The sequence below is a fragment of the Paenarthrobacter nitroguajacolicus genome (assembly GCF_029952445.1).
GTDB classification, from domain to species: Bacteria; Actinomycetota; Actinomycetes; order Actinomycetales; family Micrococcaceae; genus Arthrobacter; species Arthrobacter nitroguajacolicus_B.
The window spans coordinates 238,528-256,128 of sequence record NZ_JAQPPK010000002.1 but is presented as its reverse complement, the minus strand read 5'-3'; the positions used below and the strand labels follow the sequence as shown (position 1 = coordinate 256,128).

At 62.9% G+C, this 17,601-nt stretch carries 12 protein-coding genes, 1 tRNA gene and 1 other RNA gene; 7 read left to right on the top strand and 7 right to left on the bottom strand.

The window, feature by feature from the left end; all coding sequences use genetic code 11:
• The coding region (locus PJL15_RS02510; RefSeq protein WP_281449627.1) for a DNA polymerase III subunit gamma and tau at nucleotides 1-1,607 on the bottom strand (1,607 nt) is incomplete at its 3' end.
• 34 nt (nucleotides 1,608-1,641) lie between these two features.
• Nucleotides 1,642-1,738: signal recognition particle sRNA small type (gene ffs / locus PJL15_RS02505), an RNA gene on the bottom strand.
• Nucleotides 1,739-2,205: 467 nt separating this feature from the next.
• On the opposite strand from ffs, the gene PJL15_RS02500 reads away from it, so the two are divergent.
• Nucleotides 2,206-2,694 carry a hypothetical protein gene (locus PJL15_RS02500; RefSeq protein ID WP_281449626.1) on the top strand — a complete coding sequence of 163 codons (489 nt, stop codon included), beginning with the start codon at nucleotides 2,206-2,208 and terminating at the stop codon, nucleotides 2,692-2,694.
• 12 nt (nucleotides 2,695-2,706) lie between these two features.
• Here the strand turns inward: PJL15_RS02500 and PJL15_RS02495 are convergent, their stop codons facing one another.
• A complete protein-coding gene (locus PJL15_RS02495) occupies nucleotides 2,707-3,030 on the bottom strand; it encodes a hypothetical protein (protein WP_281449625.1) in 324 nt (107 codons plus the stop codon).
• Nucleotides 3,031-3,334: 304 nt separating this feature from the next.
• On the opposite strand from PJL15_RS02495, the gene PJL15_RS02490 reads away from it, so the two are divergent.
• Nucleotides 3,335-3,419 (top strand) — tRNA-Ser (locus PJL15_RS02490).
• A gap of 83 nt (nucleotides 3,420-3,502) precedes the next feature.
• Here PJL15_RS02490 and PJL15_RS02485 read toward each other — a convergent pair.
• Nucleotides 3,503-4,432, bottom strand: a complete 930-nt coding sequence (locus PJL15_RS02485; protein WP_281449636.1) for a LysR substrate-binding domain-containing protein — start codon at nucleotides 4,430-4,432, stop codon at nucleotides 3,503-3,505.
• Nucleotides 4,433-4,555: 123 nt separating this feature from the next.
• Here PJL15_RS02485 and PJL15_RS02480 point away from each other — a divergent pair, with 123 nt between their 5' ends.
• The gene (locus tag PJL15_RS02480; RefSeq protein WP_281449624.1) at nucleotides 4,556-8,017 is read left to right on the top strand and encodes a bifunctional proline dehydrogenase/L-glutamate gamma-semialdehyde dehydrogenase; all 3,462 of its coding nucleotides are present in this window, start codon (nucleotides 4,556-4,558) and stop codon (nucleotides 8,015-8,017) included.
• 174 nt (nucleotides 8,018-8,191) lie between these two features.
• Here PJL15_RS02480 and PJL15_RS02475 read toward each other — a convergent pair whose 3' ends face one another.
• Nucleotides 8,192-9,115, bottom strand: a complete 924-nt coding sequence (locus tag PJL15_RS02475; RefSeq protein WP_281449623.1) for an oxygenase MpaB family protein — start codon at nucleotides 9,113-9,115, stop codon at nucleotides 8,192-8,194.
• 36 nt (nucleotides 9,116-9,151) lie between these two features.
• Nucleotides 9,152-10,594: an MFS transporter gene (locus PJL15_RS02470; protein WP_281449622.1), complete on the bottom strand. Its 1,443-nt coding sequence runs from the start codon at nucleotides 10,592-10,594 to the stop codon at nucleotides 9,152-9,154.
• Between the two features lie 96 nt (nucleotides 10,595-10,690).
• Between PJL15_RS02470 and PJL15_RS02465 the strand changes: the two genes are divergently transcribed.
• Nucleotides 10,691-11,083 (top strand): MarR family winged helix-turn-helix transcriptional regulator, encoded by a 393-nt coding sequence (locus PJL15_RS02465; protein WP_281449621.1) that lies wholly within the window; start codon nucleotides 10,691-10,693, stop codon nucleotides 11,081-11,083.
• A 767-nt stretch (nucleotides 11,084-11,850) separates the two neighbouring features.
• On the opposite strand, the gene PJL15_RS02460 is transcribed toward PJL15_RS02465, so the two are convergent.
• Complete coding sequence (locus tag PJL15_RS02460) at nucleotides 11,851-12,759, bottom strand: MurR/RpiR family transcriptional regulator (protein ID WP_281449620.1); 909 nt, start codon at nucleotides 12,757-12,759, stop codon at nucleotides 11,851-11,853.
• A 164-nt stretch (nucleotides 12,760-12,923) separates the two neighbouring features.
• Here PJL15_RS02460 and PJL15_RS02455 point away from each other — a divergent pair, with 164 nt between their 5' ends.
• The 3 genes from PJL15_RS02455 (at nucleotide 12,924) to nagB (ending at nucleotide 17,554) form a co-directional block, all read left to right on the top strand.
• On the top strand, nucleotides 12,924-13,856 hold the full coding sequence (locus PJL15_RS02455; RefSeq protein ID WP_281449619.1) for an N-acetylmuramic acid 6-phosphate etherase: 933 nt from the start codon (nucleotides 12,924-12,926) through the stop codon (nucleotides 13,854-13,856).
• Nucleotides 13,857-13,949: 93 nt separating this feature from the next.
• Nucleotides 13,950-16,772, top strand: coding sequence for an FAD-binding and (Fe-S)-binding domain-containing protein (locus PJL15_RS02450; RefSeq protein ID WP_281449618.1), 2,823 nt, complete (start codon nucleotides 13,950-13,952; stop codon nucleotides 16,770-16,772).
• Entirely contained in the window at nucleotides 16,772-17,554 is a 783-nt protein-coding gene (nagB, locus tag PJL15_RS02445; RefSeq protein ID WP_281449617.1) for a glucosamine-6-phosphate deaminase, read from the top strand. The genes PJL15_RS02450 and nagB overlap by 1 nt, the downstream gene beginning before the upstream one ends.
• Nucleotides 17,555-17,601 lie beyond the last annotated feature (47 nt).

Here is a 17,601-nt window from a genome sequence, read left to right as displayed (position 1 = left end):
GGCTGGGGAGCCGTGGTTTGCCGTGCCGGTTCCGCGGACTGCCCCTGCTCCGGGGCTGCCTGGGGTGACGCTGCCTGGGGTGACGCTGCCTGTGGTGCGGCTGGCTGTGATGCCGCTGCTTGGGGAGCGGAGGCCTGCGGGGCGCGATCGACGGCCGGACGATCCTCCACAGGCCAGTCGTTGGTTGAGACGCGCGGGGCCGTGATTCCGTCCCGCGTGCCGGCCTCGACGGAGGGCTCCTGAGTAGATGCTGCTGGTGAAGCGGGAGCGGGGGATGCCGGGGCTGGCTCTGTCCGCGGGGGCGCAGCTTGGGAAACCGGCGCCGTCTGAGCTGGCGCAGCCTGCGCGGGTACCGCAGCAGAAGGAATGGCCGGGGCCGCAGAAGGTGCAGAAGCAGAAGGTGCGGCAGCAGCGACGACAGGGGTGCCGCCGTCGCCCGCGTAATTCAGGCGACGTTCCACGCGGTCGATGCGGGCAGCGATACCGCGCTCGGTCTGCTCCGCACTGGGCAGCAGAATGCGGGCGCAGAGCAGTTCGAGATGCAGCCGGGGGGAGGTGGCGCCAGTCATCTCTGTGAGGGCCGTGTTGGTGACGTCTGCTGCCCTGGAAAGCTCGGCCGCGCCAAGGTTTGTGGCCTGGTTGCGCATCCGGGCGATCTGGTCCTCCGGCATTCCCCGCAGGATGGCGTGGGCGCTTTCGGGCATGGCCTGGACGATGATGAGATCGCGGAAACGCTCCAAAAGGTCCTCGACGAAGCGCCGGGGATCGTGTCCGGTCTGGATGACGCGGTCAACCGCGCGGAAAACCGTGGCGGCATCGGCAACCGCGACGGCATCGACGATGTCGTCCAGCAAGGAGGCGTGCGTGTAACCAAGAAGTGCTACTGCGAGTTCGTAGTCCAGGCCGTTCGAGCCCGCGCCGGCCATGAGCTGGTCCAGCACGGAGAGGGTGTCGCGGACCGAACCCCCGCCTGCGCGGATGACGAGCGAGAGCACGCCGGGAGCAACAGGAACGTTTTCCTGCCGGCAGAGCAGCTCGAGGTACTGCATGAGCGGCTCCGGCGGAACCAACCGGAAGGGGTAGTGGTGCGTGCGCGAGCGGATGGTCCCGATGACCTTGTCCGGCTCAGTGGTGGCAAAGATGAACTTGATGTGTTCCGGTGGCTCTTCGACAATCTTGAGCAGTGCGTTGAAGCCGGCCGACGTGACCATGTGGGCCTCGTCAATGATGAAGATCTTGTAGCGGTCCCGAACCGGGGCGAAGGTGGCGCGCTCGCGGAGATCACGGGCGTCATCGACGCCACCGTGGCTGGCGGCGTCGATCTCGATGACGTCCAGGGATCCCGATCCGCCGCGTGCCAGTTCCACACAGCTGGGGCACTTGCCGCAAGGGGTGTCGGTGGGGCCTTCCGCGCAGTTCAGGCAGCGCGCCAGGATGCGCGCGGAGGTGGTTTTGCCGCAGCCGCGCGGGCCGGAGAAGAGATAGGCGTGGTTCACGCGGTTCTTCCGGAGCGCCGTCATCAGCGGCTCCGTGACGTGTTCCTGCCCGATAACGTCCGCGAAAGAGTCCGGGCGATACCTTCGATACAGGGCAGTTGTAACAGTCACAAGTGAAACCTACCTATAGGGACTGACATTTAAAGTAAGTGACCCCTCATGCACCCGCCAGAGCCCATCTACCCTTGCTACCTTCCGGTCCTGGGGGAGTTCAACAGGATGACGCCACATGAGGGGCCGTCGACAAGCTTACCCGAACTTAGTTCGGGGTTCGAATCGGCTCGGGCGGGTTATGGAAAACGCTCGACGGCGGGTGGTTGCGGCTGCTTTTAATGTCGGGGCCCGTTGGTAAACCCGTAGTCAACGACGACCGTTAGCGGGAGGGCTACGACTGTGGGGTGCCATGGGTAACGGCGATTGGTTGCATGCGGTTGATGCCTCCAACGAGATTCATAAGGACGTGCTGGCTGCGGTTCGAGCATTGATGGCGGTGGGTTGGAGACTGCGCAGACAAGGGCACAAGTTCTACTTGTATTGCCCCTGTGGGCCGGAGGGTGCGCAATTGAGGGTGGATGGCACGCCCAGGAATGCTTCACAGCGTGCAAAGATCCTGCTGCGTGATGCCCGGCGATGTCCTGGGCAGCACGATTTGCTCAGAGGGAGACGATAGTTGTTGTCACTTGTCAACAACAGGAGGTATCGTGGGGTCATGAGCATGGAGCAAACATTCGAGGTGCGGCTTAGGCTCGAGGAGCTTCCGGACGAGATCGAAGACCTGGTGGTGGCGGAACTTGATGGCATAGTGTCTCGCTTTGCAGGCGTTCCGTATGTGACCTTGCTGCAAGGCGCGCCCAATGGCCGGCAGGCTGCCCTTCGCCTTGTTGCTCGGGTGGTGGAACTGGGTGGCAAAATCCGATCCGTCGATTTCGACTATGTCACTCGAAGTGAGATCGCGGAGCGGTTGGGGGCGACGAGGCAGGCCGTTACCCATTGGACAGCAGGACTGCGCCAGGCCGGCTTCCCATTCCCCGCCCCGGCCATCCAGGCGGGCGTCTCTTTGTGGTGCTGGTCCGATGTTGTGGACTGGGCTGTGGCCTCGAATCACGCCGTTGACGAGGGCGTCAGCCTCTTGTCGGCCGATGAAATCGCTGTTATCAATGGCGAGTTGGCTGCTGGTCGACTGCCGGTTTTCGCCTGAGGGCCAAATCTGTCACCACCACCCGTTCACCCGCCACGTCATGAAAGCCGGCTCCTCGTAAGGGTGGGCCGCCCGCAATGCCTGCACCACGCCGTCGAGCACCGCTTCCCCAACCACGCACTCAATGCGGACTTCGGGCACCTGCTCCTCAATGCCCACCTCGCCCACGTATGGCTGGGCGCCCGGCAGGGGAGTGAATCGACCCGTGCCCGGCGAGGTGAAGGCGCAGTGCGAATAGTCGCCGATGCGCCCCGCGCCGGCGTCGCCGATGGCCTGCAGGACCTCTTCCAAATGCGTCTCCGGTACGTAAACCACCAGTGCATGAAGCTCCGTCATGGAGACATCTTGTCAGCAAATTAGGCTACAAAGCGGTCTCAACCATTGCAAAAGAAGGGGTGGCAGCGGACCATGGGTATGTACACCGATTGGGGCAATCTCAAGGTTGTGAGCTGCGGGGCCTGGGGGCGAGGGGCCGGACCCGGTAGCTCAACGGTTGTGCCGCAAGAATGGGCGCGTTGGGGGCGTCCATTTTTCCGTTAAGCGGCGTCTTCCCCAGGCTGCCCCGGGGTGGCGATTCAGGCCGATTACACGATGCCGAAATTCTCAGGTACAGTAGTATCTGCTTTCGAATCGGAAGCAAGGAGAATTCGCCTAGCGGCCTATGGCGCACGCCTGGAACGCGTGTTGGGTTAACGCCCTCGGGGGTTCAAATCCCCCATTCTCCGCGTTTGGCCCCAGTCCTCGGACTGGGGCCTTTTGCGTTTCCGGGACGCCCCGCCCGAGCCAGGCTAGTCGCGCACGGGCCAGGCTAGTCGGCGTCGGCCTGCTGCTCGGCGTCCTGTTGCTGTGCCTCCGCCACCCGTTCCAGCACCTCGCGGCATGCTGCGGTGGCCGGGTGGATTCTGCCGGCTGTCCTCGTGGACGTGAACACGGTTCGTTTGGGCAGGCCCGGAAGATCCAGGAGTTGCACCGTCCGCGAACGTCCGGTCCAGACGAGGTCTGGCATGAGAGCCACGGCGTTTCCGGATTCGATGAGACGGATTTGCGCCTGAAGGTCAGCCGTTTCGTAGCGTACGTCGGGTTCGAAACCGGCGGAGCGGCACGCCTGCTCGGCCCAGTGCCGGGAGGCGGCGCCCCTGGGCTCCATGACCCACGGCATCGAGGCGGTGTCCGCCAAGGAGGAAACAGCTTCCCCGCCCAGCCCGATCGGGGGAGTAGCCAAGCGGATGGCGTCACTGGTCAGTGTGACACGGTCCAGTCCGCTGTGGTGCGGCGCCGCGTGGCCGGGATATTGCTCAGCCACCACTAGGTCGAAGTCCCTTGCCCAGGTTTCATAGAGGGCGGTCTCGGGCTCGCGCTGGGTCATTTCCACGCGCACTTCCGGGTACTCCTTGCGCATGATGCTGAGGAAGTCGGGCAGCAGTGCCAAGGCCGCCGACTGGAACACGGCCAGCCGCACCGTTCCGGTGACCATCGACAAAGATGCGACGAGCTCTGTTTCGGCCCGTTCCAGCGTCTCCAGCAGCGCCGCGGTGTGCGCTACCAGGATCTCTGCCTGCGGTGTGAGCTGCACCCGGCGGCCCGCTTTGCGCAGCAGTTCCACCCCGGCTTCCTTCTCCAGGAGCGTCAATTGCTGGGACACGGAAGAAGGGCTGTACTGCATCGCGTCGGCAACCTCGGCGAGGGTTCCACGGATCTTCAACTCGTGCAGCAAACGCAGCCTGCGGACGTCCAGCAAGGCGGCCTCCAAAGGATCGAGATGAGTAATCAATATTCGTCAGAAAAGATCGCTTTTCCTAATGAGATTGTAGATCCATACTGATGGAAACAAACAAACTTCTCCGTCCCAGAAGGAGCCCCCATGACCAGCACCCTCCCGGATGCCACCGCCCCGAGCACCCAGGATTCCGGGCAGTTCGACGCCCTGGCCCAAGAAGCTATTGCGTTGGTCCGCCACTGGCTGACTGAAGCCAGCAAGATCCCCGTTGACGTATCCGCCCAGCGCCTCGCCGGCGTCCTGAAGGACCCGAACGGCCTGGACTTCACGGTCGGATTCGTCGACGGCGTCATCCGCCCCGAGGACCTGTCGGTCGCCGGCCGCAAACTCGCCGAACTCGCCCCCAAGGTACCCAAGTTCCTCCCCTGGTACATGCGCAGCGCTGTCCGTGTGGGCGGTGTGATGGCTCCGATCCTCCCGCAGGTTGTCATCCCGATCGCCCGCCGCGTCCTCCGTGAAATGGTGGGCCACCTGATCGTCGACGCCACCGATGCGAAGCTCGGTCCGGCCATCGCCAAGATCAAGCAGGACGGCGTGCACCTGAACGTGAACCTCCTCGGCGAAGCTGTCCTGGGCGAGCACGAAGCCCAGCGCCGCCTGGAAGGCACGCTCAAGCTCCTGGCCCGTGATGACGTGGACTACGTCTCCATCAAGGAATCCTCCACCGTGGCCCCGCACTCCCCGTGGGCCTTCGACGAAGCCGTCGATCACGTGGTGGAGAAGCTCACCCCGCTCTACCGCCTTGCCGCGTCCTTCCCCAAGCCCAAGTTCATCAACCTGGACATGGAGGAATACAAGGACCTCAGCATGACCATCGCGGTGTTCAAGCGCATCCTGGACATGCCCGAATTCAAGAACCTCGAGGCCGGCATCGTCCTCCAGGCCTACCTTCCGGACGCACTGGGCGCCATGCAGGAACTCCAGGAATGGGCAACAGCCCGCCGTGCCCAGGGTGGTGCACCCATCAAGGTCCGCGTGGTCAAGGGCGCCAACCTTCCCATGGAGCAGGTTGAGGCCTCGCTGCACGATTGGCCGCTGGCAACGTGGGGTACCAAGCAGGACTCCGACACCAGCTACAAGAACGTCATCAACTACGCCCTCACCCCGGAGCACGTTGACGCTGTCCGCATCGGCGTTGCCGGCCACAACCTCTTCGACGTCGCCTTCGCCTGGCTGCTGGCCAAGCAGCGCGGGGTTGTGAAGGGTATCGAATTCGAAATGCTCCTGGGCATGGCAACCGGCCAGGCCACCGCGGTCCGCAAAGATGTCGGCAGCCTCCTGCTCTACACACCGGTGGTCCACCCGGGCGAGTTCGACGTCGCCATCGCCTACCTGATCCGCCGCCTCGAAGAAGGCGCGTCCCAGGAAAACTTCATGTCTGCAGTCTTCGAACTCAGCGAAAACGAAGCCCTGTTCAAGCGCGAACAGCAGCGCTTCCTGGCCTCCCTTGCCACCATGAAGGACGAAGTCCCTGGCCCCAACCGCAAGCAGGATCGCCGCCTCCCGGCCGAGCCCGCACCGACCGAGGGCTTCCACAACACCCCGGACACCGACCCGGCACTCCCGGCCAACCGTGCATGGGGCCGTGACATCCTCCAGCGCATCCCCGGTTCCACAGCAGGCAACAAGATCGTGGACTCCACCAAGGTCTCCGACGCCGCCGAGCTCGAGAGCATCATCGCCACGGCCGTGGACGCCGGCAAAGCCTGGGGTGCACGTCCCGCCGCTGAGCGCGCAGCCATCCTGCACCGCGCCGGCGAGGTCCTCGAAGCCCGCCGTGCCGAACTCCTTGAGGTGATGGCTTCCGAAACCGGCAAGACCATCGACCAGGGCGATCCCGAGGTTAGCGAAGCAATCGACTTCGCGCACTACTACGCCGAGCGCGCCAAGGACCTGGAAACGGTCGACGGCGCCACGTTCGTCCCAGCGAACCTCACCGTTGTGACCCCGCCGTGGAACTTCCCGGTGGCCATCCCCGCAGGCTCGACGCTCGCAGCGCTCGCCTCAGGTTCCGCCGTCGTGATCAAGCCTGCAAAGCAGGCCCGCCGCTCCGGTTCCGTCATGGTCGATGCCCTGTGGGAAGCCGGCGTGCCGCGCGAAGTGCTGGCCCTGGTTCAGCTTGAAGAGCGCGACCTTGGCACCCAGCTGGTCTCGCACCCGAGCGTTGACCGCGTCATCCTCACCGGTGGCTACGAAACCGCTGAACTGTTCCGTTCGTTCCGCCAGGACCTGCCGCTGCTCGCGGAAACGTCCGGAAAGAACGCCATTATCGTCACCCCGAGCGCTGACTTGGACCTGGCTGCCAAGGACGTTGTGTACTCGGCGTTCGGCCACGCGGGCCAGAAGTGCTCGGCCGCATCGTTGGTGATCCTGGTGGGTTCGGTGGCCAAGAGCGCCCGCTTCCACAACCAGCTCATCGACGCCGCCCGCTCACTGACTGTCGGCTACCCGGAGGACGCCACCACCCAGATGGGCCCGATCATCGAGCCCGCCAATGGCAAGCTCCTGAACGCGCTCACCACCCTGGGCGACGGCGAAAGCTGGGCCATCAAGCCCGAGCGCCTCGACGAGACCGGCCGCCTGTGGTCCCCGGGCATCCGTTCGGGCGTCAAGCGTGGCTCCTACTTCCACCTGACCGAATTCTTCGGCCCGGTGCTGGGCGTTATGACCGCCGAAACGCTCGAGGAAGCCATCGCCATCCAGAACGAGATCGAGTACGGCCTCACCGCCGGCCTGCACTCCCTGGATTCCGCAGAGATGGGTGTTTGGCTGGAGAAGATCCAGGCCGGAAACCTGTACGTCAACCGCGGCATCACCGGTGCGATCGTCCAGCGCCAGCCGTTCGGTGGCTGGAAGAAGTCGGCCGTGGGTGCCGGAACCAAGGCCGGCGGCCCGAACTACCTGATCGGTTTGGGCAGCTGGCTCCCCGCCGAGGCCAAGGCCAAGCGCGGCACCATGCTCCAGGGTGCAGCTTCGCAGATCCTCGCTGCAGCCAAGTCGGCCGACGTGACCGCAGAGGAACTCCAGACCCTCCAGCAGGCACTCTTCAGTGACGCCGCAGCTTGGGAATCCGAGTTCGGCACGTGCAAGGACGTCTCCGCCCTGACCGCAGAGCGCAACGTCTTCCGCTACCGCTCCCTCCCTGTCACCATCCGCCTTTCCGAGGGCGAGCGGCTCGCAGAGCTGCTGCGTGTTGTGGCAGCCGGCGCAGTGGCTGGTTCGAAGCTCACGGTGAGCTCCGCCGTCGTGCTTCCCGACACCGTGGTGAGCGTGTTCGCGAACCTGGGCGTCAGCGTCCGGATCGAGGACGACGCCGCGTGGCTGGCCCGTGCGGCCAAGTTCGACGCCGGTCGGATTCGCCTGATCGGTGGCGACTTCGCCGCGCTGAGCGCAGCCATGGGTGGCCGTCCCGACGTCGCGGTTTACCACGGTGCCGTGACCCAGGCCGGCCGGATCGAGATGCTGCCGTTCCTCCGCGAGCAGGCAGTGTCCATCACGGCCCACCGCTTCGGCACCCCGAACCACCTGTCGGACCACTTGATCTAGCAGTCCTCGCGGCGTGCGCCGAGGAGTTAGCTCTCGACGCAATGAACGCCCCAAAAGGTTGAAAGCCAACCCCTCGGCGCAACCCCACACAATGTGGGCACGCGCCGAGGGGTTGGCTTTCGCCGTTATGGGCGCGCGAAAAGGGTGAGATCTCACCCTCGGCGAAAGGGGAGTTCAAGCGTCCGCGTACCCCAGCCGCTGCAACCTTTGTCGGGCCGCCTGTTCGCTGGGCCCATGTGAACCAAGGGCGAGCCGGACCATGCCCAGCACTACCCTCGCCGCCGTGATCACGGGGAGGGGGACCGGGCCAACCCTGGCTCGCTGGAGGCCCATCAGCTCCCGGTACTTTGGTTCAAGGCTTGCGACGGCGGCCGCGAACAGGATGCGGTAACCAGGCCTGAGGAGCGGGCTCAACGGCGGGTGTTGGATGAAGGAGACGGTCTCGGCCAGTCGCTCATCGGCCCGCAGGATCCCGGATGCGTACCATCCCTCCAATTCCTCGCGGACCTGGGCTTCGGTAACAGGCGGGTCCTGCACTCCCATGAGCCGCCCGGCCGCTGCCCATTCGCGGACGTAGGCGTCAGCTCCACCGGGGATGGAAACACCCCAGATGCGGTTGGCCGTGAGGAACGAGTCCGCGTAGGTGACGTGGACCCAGCGGAGAAGTTCAGGGTCATTGGCGGCGTACTCGTGGACGGCACCGTTTCCGTCGGTATACGTTCCTCGGACGCGTTCGTGAATCCTGCGCACCACGGCGGTGGCGGATTCGGCGGCCTCGGTGGATCCGTACGTCACCGTGAAGATCCAGCGCACGGTGTTGGCCAGGCGGCCCAACGGGTCCTTCTGGAAACCGGAGTGCTCATAAACTCCGGCCAGAGCGCCGGGGTGCAGGGCCTGCATCAACAGGACCCTGATCCCCGCCACAATGGTGGCCACGTGTCCATGCACCGCCCAGACGGCCGACCCCGGAAGGTGATATCCGGCGTCGTTCCCTTCCGCCAGGCGCGGCACCCACTCAGGCGGCGTCCCGGACGTCCCGGTGAACGTGCGCTGCAGTTCGTGGCGGTACTCAGTGAGGTAGTTCCTCATGCATCCCATGAGACCGCTCTTTGGCGGAGGTGTACAGAGGAAAATCTACCGGGTGGCGCGTCGTCGGGCTGGGGCGGCTGCCACCAGCAACGCGGCAATGGCGACGGCGGCACTGAGGATGAGCCCCGGACGGTACTGTTCCAGCATGGCTTGCGCGCTGACGGTGCCGGCCGCTTGGCCGTGGCCGCTGACCAGGGCTGTGGTGACGGCCAGGACCAAAGCCGCTCCCACCTGCGTGCTGGTCTGGATCAAACCGGCGGCCAGTCCCTGCTCCGAATCCTTGATGCCCGCTGTGGCCTGCACGTTGATGGACGGGAAGGCCAGGGCGAAGCCGATGCCCAGGAGGACCACCGATGGAAGGATGTCCATGGCGTAGTTCGGGGTGGTGCCTACGCGGAGGAACAGGACGTACCCCAGGCCGAGCGCTGTGAGACCGGTGAGGATCAGCTGCGTGGCCCCGAATTTCTCGATGAGCCGGTCCGCGAACGGCGCGCTGGTGGCCACCAACAGACCCGCCGGGAGCAACGCCAACGCCATCCCCAGTGGAGTCCAGCCGAGCACGGACTGCAGGAACATGGTGACGATGAACTGGAAGCTCAGGTAGGACCCAAAGAGCCCCACTGCGCTCAAGTTGGCCCGCGCCACCCAGCCTTCCTTGAGGATGCCGAAGCGGATGAGCGGGTGCTTGACCTTGTTTTCGATCACTGCGAAGGCTGCCAGCACGGCAACAGAAACTGCGAATCCGGCGATTGTTGCCACAGATCCCCAGCCCTGCTCAGGTGCTGAAACCAAGGTGTACACCAGGCCGAGCATGCCCAGCGCGAGGGTCACGGCTCCCCAGATGTCGTGTCCGCTGTTTTCCGCCGATGGCTTGTCCTTGGGGATGAATTTCATGCCCAGCAGGACCACGATCACGGCGATCGGGACGGATACCAGGAACGTCCAGCGCCAGCTCAGGCTGGTCATCAGGCCGCCGACTACCAGGCCCAGTGAGAATCCGCTGGCGCCAAAAGTGGTGAAGATGGACAGCGCCTTGTTGCGTTCGCGTCCCTCGGCAAAGTTGGTGGTGATGATGGAGAACCCGGTGGGTGCGGTGAAAGCGGCCGCGAGCCCTTTGACGAACCGTGTGGCGATCAGGACGGCGGGATCGTCGACGAGGCCGCCGAGGAGCGACGCAGCTGCGAAGACGGTCAAGGCAATGAGGAAGATTCGACGGCGGCCCAACAGGTCTGCCAGTCGCCCACCAAGGAGCAGGAGGCTTCCGTAGCCCAGGACGTAGGCGGAAACGATCCACTGCAGGGAATCGGTTCCGAGGTGGAGTTCCTGTCCGATGGACGGCAAAGCGACGCCAACCATGGAGACGTCCAGCCCGTCGAGGGCCAGGACGGTGCAGACAACCATTAGCAGAAGCCACTGCGCCCGCGTCCAGCGGACCGCTGTGGCCAAGGTCGGCTCGACAGAGGTTTTGAGGGTGGTGGGTGAGGTCATGCGATCAATCTATATGACACGTCATTCAATGACAAGGAATATGACACGGAATCTTATGACGTGGATTTTAATCCACTGATGACCTAAGATGGGGACATGGCAACGACGCGTGACCGCCAGCTGGAAGACCGGGAATTGGTTGAGCAGTGGCGCAGCATCCAGAGCTCCTACTTCCGTACCGCAGGAGCAATCGACCGCGCCCTTGAAGCCAAGTTCGATATCGGGCTGAACGAGTTCGAAATCCTGGATCTCGTTGCTGACAGCGAAGAATCGTCCTGTCGCATGAAGTCGTTGGGGGAGCGGACACCCATGACGCAGAGCGCCGTGTCCAAAGTGGTGGACCGCCTGGAAAAGGCAGGCCTCGTTTCCCGCCAAACCTGCGCTGAAGACCGCCGCTCGCTGTTCCTGGAATTGACTGAGGCCGGCCGCGCGATCCACGCAAATGCCGCCGTCGAACACCGTGCGCTGCTGAAGGAAAACCTGGGCTGACGCGACGCGTCCCGGCTCCGAGGGGGAAGCGCAACTTGAATCAGTCCATCAAGGTAGTGTACTGGAAGGCGCGCGCGGGGACGTCGCACTTACGGGCGCTGCTTTGGGCCGAGACTACCCAAATGCATAACTGGCGAACCTGGCCCTAACTGCAAGTATCGAGGTGGCTCTCTGGCCCAAGTCAGATCGCCTGCAAACATACCCGATGGGTTCCTAGTGGGACGCCCCCGGAGTTCACCACTCATTCCAGATCATGGCGGCGAACCACTTGGCCTTCATTGACCTTATTTCGGTGTCTCCCCCCGGTTCGGTGACTCACAAAAGGGCACGGGCCGTTCGGACTCCCCAGGTCTTCAGATCAGCGCCTTGGGGAAACTGTCCAAGTACTCCCAAGTGTTGAACCTGGCTGACTCCAAGTCATCGGCGGTGACGGTCTTATCGCCTCTCCAATAGGCTTCAGCGGTCTGCAGAGAGGATTGGATGTCAGGCGGAATGAAAAGAACCGTCAGTTGCTGAAGCATCACCTTCATCAGCTCATGAAATTCATCTACTCCTTCCGTAATTGATATCGCCTCAGCAGCTCCAGAAGCTCCGAGCTATTCAATACTTCACTCCAAACTGGTCGTGACATGCCCACATTCAAGGCACGGCGCCAGCGCTGCGATTGACAAACCTAGGCTTCCTTCGTGGGGAAAGCTTCAACGACTCCCCAAGTGGGCAGTTTGGGGCGGTCCGAAGGAGGAATCCAGCGCCGCAATCGGGTGCTCCTATTGGTTCGGCATTCGTTGGGACAGGCGGCGGACTTGAATGGCTGCGTGGGTCTTGCGCAGGGCGGCGATCGAGGCCTCATATGACCGCTGCGCTACACCCACAAAGAGGCAATCGATGACCATCATTTGGGCAATGCGGCTGCCCAAAGCGCCCGGCCGGAAGGGTGTCTCTCGAGCTGCCGTGCAGAGCACAATGTCGGCTTCCTGGCCGAGTGTGGAATCGGCGTGGTTGGTGATGGCGATCGTGGTTGCTCCGACGTCATTGGCGACCCTGAGGAAATCAACGGTGTCGACCGTCGTTCCAGAATGCGAAATTGCTACGGCCACGCATGAGTTGTCCAGAAGTGCCGCTGAGGTCCACGCTGCGTGCGCCTCGGACCAGCTGAAGGCGGTCTGATCGATCCGGTGCAGTTTCTGGCGTAAATCCTGCCCAACCAGCGCGCCGGCACCGACTCCAAAGATGTCGGTCTTCCTGGCCACTGAGATCGCCGCGACCGCTTCCTCCAACTTTTGAACATCGAGCAGTTGGGCAGTGTCAGCGATGGACATCGTCTCGTTGAAAGCAATTTTGGAAACTACGTCCTGAAGAGAGTCTGCCTGGTCAATGTCTTCGTAGACTTCGGCCGGGACATTGTTGGCCAGACTCTCGCGAGTCGCCTCACGCACCAGATCGAGGCGGAGGTCCGAATATCCGCTGTAGCCAATCTTCTTGGCGAAGCGCACGACTGACGTGGTCGAGGTCCCGCACTCCTCCGCGAGGTCACCTATGGATATCGTGGCAACCCGCGAGGGGTCGGCAAGGACGGCTTCCGCGATGCTTCGTTCGGAAGGCCGAAGCGACGGCAGCGCTGACCGGATCCTCACCAGCACCGTTCTTGATGACCCTTGGTGTCCGACATCTTCCATCGGATGCTCCTTCTTGTTGCCCTCCTACCAAGGTACCGGGACAACAGGATCTTGTACATAAGTTTCCTAAAAACTGAATTTCATGTAAATGATTGACACGACGGTCGTGAAGCACCTACCTTGAATGTCAGGTAAATCACACACAAAGGAAATTAGGGACCTCGATGACCGCTAAACCGCATGCCCGCCCCGAGAACCCAGCTTGGCTGGACATTAGTACTGAAGCGCGCAGCGATCGGACTCTTGATCTTGATCAGCTCCCGACTGTCAAAATCCTGGAAGCGCTCAATGACGAAGACCAGCGGGCACCCGCTGCGGTCCGTCTCACCCTTCCGGTAATGGCCCAGCTGGTGGAAGCAGCAGAGGAGTCTATCCGCGGCGGCGGACGGGTTCACTATTTCGGGGCCGGCACCTCCGGACGTCTGGGCGTCCTTGACGCGGCTGAACTGAGACCTACGTTCAACCTGCCCGAGGGCGTTGTTGTTGCACACCATGCCGGAGGAAGCCGGGCTCTGACCCATGCCGTAGAAAACGTTGAGGATTCCTGGGATGCCGGTGTTGCAGAGGCGAGAGACACTCGACCCGGAGATGTCGTTATTGGCATTGCCGCTTCAGGACGAACCCCGTATGTCGGCGGGGCGTTGACAGCTGGTCGCGAACAGGGTGCCACGACGGCACTCATCTCCTGCGCCAAGGAGCCGGAACTGGGCCACTTGGCGGATTTTCTTCTCGTAGCAGACACCGGTGCCGAGGCGTTGGCCGGGTCAACCCGCCTTAAAGCGGGAACTGCCCAGAAGCTCATGCTCAACGGTTTCTCCACCACCCTGATGATCAAACTAGGTAAGACCTGGTCGAATCTGATGGTGTCCGTCGTGGCCACCAATGAGAAGCTGCGGGCACGCACGGTCAGGATCCTGATGGAGGCCACCGGCGGGGCTGAAGCGGGCTGCCTCAGCGCACTCGAAGCCGCCGAAGGTGACTTGAAAGTTGCTTTGGCCATCATGTTCACCGGCGCCGAACCGGAGGTAGCCCGCGGTGCTGTTCAGGCCGCAGGAGGCGACCTGCGGCGTGCCACGGAATCCCTTCGCCAGAACTAAACATCATTTCGGGAACACCTTTGGACACCCCCCATACTCACGCAAGAAAGGCAGCGTCGGATGACCGAATGCCAGAAAGAGGTTAGTGCTCCGATGAGAGTGGATACTTCGCTCCGCGGCTTCAGCGGCTTCTCCACACGGGAGCTCGACCGCCTCGCTTTGGCCCACGACGCGTCGCACTATCTCCTAACCCCGCAGGCTGTACTCGCGCCGTTAGACCCTGCCGAAGTAGGTCAGATCATGGCGGCGGCCGCTTCTTCCGGCGTCCCCTTGGTCTTTCGTTCAGGCGGAACGTCGCTGAGCGGCCAGGCAATCACGGACGGACTCCTGCTGGATGTCCGCAAGAACTTCCGCTCGATAGAGGTGCTGGCCGGCGGCGCCAAAGTCCGCTTGGGTCCGGGGGCTACGGTGCGAAGCGTAAATGCCCGGCTGGCCCAGTATGGGCGCAAGCTCGGCCCGGACCCGGCGAGTGAAAGTGCCTGCACGATCGGCGGCGTCGTTGCAAACAACTCCTCCGGGATGTCCTGCGGCACCGAATTCAACACCTACCGCACGCTCGAGTCCATGGTGTTCGTTCTGCCATCGGGAACTGTGATCGATACCGCGGATCCCACGGCCGACCAGCACCTGCGCGCAACAGAACCCGAACTGCATGACGGGCTGGCACGTCTGCGCCACCGGATCGTGACCAATCCAGCTTCCGTGCGCACCATTGAGCACCAGTTCTCCATGAAGAACACCATGGGGTACGCGCTCAACTCTTTCCTCGATTTCGAGACACCGGTGAAGATCCTGGAGCACCTCATGATCGGATCTGAAGGAACCCTGGGCTTTATTGCTCAGGCAACCTTCCGCACCATCGAATCCCTGATGCATGCGGGGACCGGCCTGATGGTGTTCCCTTCATTGGACGCCGCTGCCTCGTCGCTGCCGGATCTGGTCGCATCGGGACTGTCCAGCATCGAACTCATGGACGCCGCATCGTTGCGCGTGGCCCAGCACCAGGTCGACACCCCGACCACCTTGGCTGGGCTGGACATCGATCGACACGCAGCCCTGCTCGTCGAACACCAGGGTGCGTCCGCGGAGGAAGTGCAGCATAAGCATCGGGAAAGCCTCGAACTGTTCAGCTCCCTGGCTCTTGCTGCGCCGTTCGAGCTATCGACAGACGCCGCCAAACGGGCAGCCCTTTGGCACATCCGAAAGGGCCTTTACACGGCCGTCGCGGGCAACCGGCCTGTTGGCACCAACGCCCTACTCGAAGACATCGCGGTCCCCGTCCCCGTGTTAGCCGAGACCTGCCAAGACTTGCTCTCACTCTTCGAACGCCACGGCTACCAGGACAGCGTGATCTTTGGCCACGCGAAGGACGGAAACATCCACTTCATGCTCACTGAGCGCTTCGGCGATCCTTCGCTGCTGGCCCGCTACGAGGCCTTTACCGAAGACATGGTGGACCTGGTACTCCAGCGACAGGGCACCCTGAAGGCTGAGCATGGTACCGGCCGGATCATGGCTCCGTTCGTCGAACGCCAGTATGGCCGTGAACTCTACGAAGTCATGGCCAGCATCAAGGCACTGACCGACCCCTCAGGCCTGTTAAACCCCGGCGTTGTCCTTTCCGAAGATCCACGCTCCTACATGGACAACCTCAAGACGGCACCTTCGGTGGAAAACGAAGTAGACCGCTGTGTCGAATGCGGCTACTGCGAACCCGTATGCCCAAGCAAGGACCTGACCCTGACTCCCCGTCAACGGATCGTCATTCGCCGCGAAATCGCCACTGCGGAACAACACGGCGACCACGACCTCGCCAAGCGCCTGCGCAGCGACTTCGACTACGACGGTATTCAGACGTGCGCGGCAGATGGCATGTGCCAGATTGCCTGTCCAGTGCTTATAAACACCGGGGATCTGGTGCGTCGGCTCCGATCCGAAAACCGTGTCACCCTGGCCGACAAAGGCTGGACTGCCGCATCAAAGCATTGGGAGGCCGTCACCACCGTCGGGTCGCTAGGACTGAGCGCCGTGAAAATGGCGCCCTCCCCTGTGGTGAAGGCCGTCACCCGCGTCGGCAGGCTGGCCCTCGGAGACGAAAACGTGCCGCTCTACGCTGACGCGCTGCCCAAGGGAGGCCACAAGCGGATCGGCGCGCAGCGGCCGCCATCCGCTGAAGCCGTCTATTTTCCGGCCTGCATCGGCGCCATGTTCGGCGCTGCCAACGATGGTCACGGCCGTCAGGGCGACGGGGTCTCCAAGGCATTCGTGAACCTTGCTGAACGGGTTGGCGTAGTGCTGGCCGTTCCTGAAGGAATCGGTGACCTCTGTTGCGGAACGCCGTGGAAGTCGAAGGGATTCACAACAGGCTATGACGTCATGAGGACCAAGGTCCTTCCAGCACTCTGGGACGCAAGCGACGAGGGTCGCCTGCCCGTGGTTTGCGACGCATCCTCCTGCACGGAGGGGCTTGAGACCCTGCGGGACACGGCGGCCGATTCAGAGTATTCGCAACTCACTTTCATCGACTCGGTGGAGTTCGCCAACAAGCGGCTAGTACCGCACCTGGAGATTCCACGACACCTTGAATCCCTTGCGCTCCACCCCACCTGCTCCTCAACACGCCTCGGTATCAACGATGCATTGACAGCGATTGCCAGCTCCCTGTCCGGAGAAGTGATGGTTCCACCCAGTTGGGGATGCTGCGCATACGCCGGAGACCGCGGTCTGCTGCACCCCGAGCTGACCGAGTCCGCGACCGCGGCGCAGGCAGCCGAAATCAACCAGAGTGGCCACTCGGCGTACGCGTCAACCAACAGAACCTGCGAACTGGGCATGACCCAAGCCACGGGCCACCAATACCGACACATCCTCGAACTGCTGGATGATGCGACCAAACCAACGGAAGGGGCCGTGTGATGGAGATCGTTATTCTCCCCAACACTGCAGAAGTCGGCAGGCTGGCAGCGGACCAAATCGAGTCACTGCTTGCGGGTAAAGCCCACGCGGTTCTCGGCCTTGCCACGGGCTCCTCACCTCTGCCTATCTACCGGGAACTTGAGCAGCGCTATCAGTCGGGGACTGTGAGTTTCGCACGTGCCCGCGCATTCACACTCGATGAATACGTGGGTCTGCCCGATGGGCACCCTGAGCAATACCGTGAGGTAATCCGGAAGGAGTTCACCGACAAGGTGGACTTCGATCCAGCCAACGTCCACGGCCCGGCGGGCAACGCCGCAGGTACGCACTATGCTTGCCAAGCGTACGAGAAAGCCGTGCAAGCTGCTGGCGGGGTTGATCTGCAGATCCTGGGCATTGGCACGGACGGCCACATTGGCTTCAACGAACCGGGCTCGTCCCTGGCGTCACGCACACGAATCAAGACGCTCACTGAACAAACCAGGCGCGACAATGCCAGATTCTTTGACTCCCTGGACGAAGTCCCAAGGCATGTGGTGACACAGGGTCTCGGAACCATCCTGGAGGCCAGTCACATCCTGCTGGCGGCAACTGGGGCGAACAAAGCCCAAGCGGTACGGCACTTGGTTGAAGGGCCCGTCTCGGCCCTGTGCCCGGCATCAGCGCTACAACTGCACCCACACGTCACCGTGCTGTTGGATGACGCCGCGGCGTCACAGCTCTCACTGGCCGACTACTACCGCCATTCCTTCAGGCACAAACCGGACTGGCAAAAACTCTAGAGGCGCTGCAACAAGGCGGCCTGAACCGCCATAACCATCGGTCGTCG